The 3263-nt window shown below is 33.6% G+C and carries 1 protein-coding gene; it reads left to right on the top strand.

Annotation, left to right across the window (positions count from 1 at the left end; genetic code table 11):
* Positions 1 to 377: 377 nt before the first annotated feature.
* On the top strand, positions 378 to 3263 hold a 2886-nt coding region (locus tag BTO16_RS17580; protein ID WP_211298208.1), incomplete at its 3' end, for an Ig-like domain-containing protein.

The following is a 3263-nucleotide window of genomic DNA, read 5'->3' on the forward strand; positions in this document are numbered from 1 at the left end:
GACTTATTAAAAATTGATTAACAAATGTTTATTTTAGACAAAAACATGTTTTTTTATTTACAAATTAGCTTTTTTAAGTTATTTAATTATTTTTTTTGTTGTAAAATAGTTTTTTAGTATCAAAAAAACAGTATTTTTTCATTCGTTTTTAAAAAACCATTTAATTTAAAATTTATAAATCCCCAGTATTTTAAAGCATTTATAGAGACTTGACATGTATAAAATTTGTTTCGTCGGAATATAATTGCATTTTATCGAAATAAAAATGACAACTGTAAAAAGTGAAATATTTTTGTTCTAAGTTCAGGATATAAATTAACGATTAAATAATAAATAAAATGCGTACTAACTCCCTAATAGTATTGACTTTTTTGTTGATGCTAACAAATTCTATTTTCGGCCAAGCTACATTAGCATCGGCTCAAGGTTTCGATTTTTTTGTTGAAAATAATTCAGCATTAAAAACCAACGGGACATCTGCATGTAACCCGCCAGTAAACTCAACCCCTGGAACTCAAACTGTGCCAGTAAACTCTTCAAGATCTAACATTGGCATTATAAGTGTTTCTGATGTTGATGGAGATTTATCAAGAGTAAGAGTTACTGTATCTAATGGTACCTTAAGTGTTATTGTTAGAATTAGTGGTATGATTGGTGGACCTCCAACAATAATAACAAATGGTCCTGGAGACATTACATTTGTTGGATCCGAAAGAACAATAAATAATAATTTAAGAACATTATCCTACACGCCTAATACTAATTTTACTGGTTTAGATGTGTTAACAGTAACGTCTTCTGATCGTTGCAATTCTTCATTGACAATTGTAGATACCTATAATATTATAGTTGGCTCAATTTGTACTACAGCTTCAAATACAACTTCAACTGCTACAATTACAGAAGGTGAAACTAAAACATTAACAGGAAGTCCAACAGGAGGAACTTGGTCTATCGTTTCTGGTGGTGGTTTAATCAACAATAATATTTATACCCCAAGTGATATCAGCACAAATACAGCCGTAACAATTAAATATACAATTGCTGCAAATGGTTCTTGCGCTGCTACCTTTGACGATGTTACTTTTACAGTAACTGCAATAATTGATCCTTGCGACGCTATCGCTTCTGGTAATTTAGATACAGATAAAGACGGTATATCAGACATATGTGATTTAGATGATGACAATGATGGTATTCTAGATATTAATGAAGGCTGTTTTAATAAAACAAATGTCGTTTCTAATTTCAATATCAACAGAAGTGCTCACACAGCATCTTTAGCTACAGCATCAAATGGTTTTGGTTTAGATATTACGAGACTAGACAATAGTTTTAATATTACGGTTAACGGAACACCTTTATTCTCTGGTGAAATTGAATTAGCAAGTGCTTTTACAACACTTCCGCAAGCAATTGTTTTTTCTGATGGAGCTAGACATGGCGCAAATGGAATACCTCAAATATGGTCAATCGGAACTGCAAATACAGCAACTCCTCTAATTAGAATGTTAGTAAATGCTAATGGAGAAGTTCAATTTTTTGGTTCAAAAACAAATAATGGAGCTTTAATACCTATGGTTTTAGCAAACGGAATTACTGTAAACCCAATTACATGGAGCGCATCTAATACTATTGTAATAAATCAAGTATTAAATGGACCAACCTTTGCTGTTGGAACTATTTACGGATACAATACAAATTGTACCCTTGATACAGATAATGATGGTATCCCTAATTCTTTAGACACAGATTCAGATAATGATGGTTGTCCAGATGCTTCAGAAGGTTTTAGAAACTTAGCAACAACTGCAATTTTAGTAGGTGGTAGCAATGGAGGTAGCTCTGCAAACTTAGGAACTTCTATAAACAGTAAGGGTATACCAACGGCTGCTGCTGCAAGTTTAATTTCAGGTCAACCTACTACAATAGCTGTAACTACTGCAGAAAAAATTACAACGGCACCCTCAACTATTACTGCTACAGTTGGTGATAACATTAGTGTTCCCGTAAGTGCTTCGGCAATCAAAACAACAACATTTAATGCTGGCGTGCCAGATTACACAAATAACGGAACAATTTCAACGAATACCTTAACCTATAAATGGTATAAGAACACAGATCTTAACACTGTTTTATCTACAACTAATATTTTAAACATAAATAGTGCAGCTATAACGAATGCTGGTGATTATACTGTTATAATATCTAGTGCTAATAACACATGTTCTGTTCAAGAAACAGTAACTTTAAAAATAAATAGAAATCCTATTGCTGTCGATGATAACTATACAACGAATGCAAACACTCCAATACTATTAGTTCCTTTAACTGGTGATAGTGATCCTGATGGGAACACTTTAACGATTACAAGTATCAACGGAACGCCGTTAACACCAGGAACTGCACAAACTATTTTAGTTGATAACGGAACAGTAACAATTACAATTGCTGGTTTAATTACCTTTACTCCTAACTCAAACTATAATGGAACAATAACATTCCTTTATACAATTTCTGACGGAAATGGAGGAACTGCAACAGCAAATCAAATAATAGTTGTAAACTCTGCTGCCAATTCTTTAGGTAGTATTGGAGACTTAGTTTGGTATGATACTGATGGAGACGGGATTAAAGACACAAATGAAAATGGATTAGGAGGAGCAACAGTAACTCTAGACCCAGGAACTCCAGCAAACACAGCAGATGATGTAACAACAACTACAGATGTAAACGGTAATTATTTATTTGCTAATTTGCCTGTAGGAACTTATACAATAACAGTAGATATTAGTACAATAACATCTGGTTTACCTGCAGGAGTTACCATAGCTGATTTAATACCAATATTTGATGGCGATGGAGCAGGTACCGCAAATACAAGCACACTTTCGCTACCAACAGGGGTAAACAATTTATCGCAAGATTTTGCATACAGTAATACTTCTGGAAATACTGGAGGTGGAAATGATGGAGGAGTTGAATCTGAATCATTAGGAGATGCAATTTCTAAAATTTATGTAGGACGTAAAAAGAACTCTCTACCAACAGAATTTGTGAAGTCTACTGAAAACTTGTACAGCAAAGCGAAGATGAAATCTGAACAGCCTTACCAAGGTAAAGGACAAACGATGTTAGACATGTTTCCAACCCAATTAGTTGCAGGTAATATTGCAAACGTAACTTCGCCAACCGATATCTTAGATTACACAGTAGCAGATGAAGTATTGTCTGTAGATTTCTCTGTAAATGGGAAAACAAAA

Origin of the sequence: Polaribacter glomeratus (assembly GCF_002954665.1) — a bacterium.
Taxonomy (GTDB): Bacteria; Bacteroidota; Bacteroidia; order Flavobacteriales; family Flavobacteriaceae; genus Polaribacter; species Polaribacter glomeratus.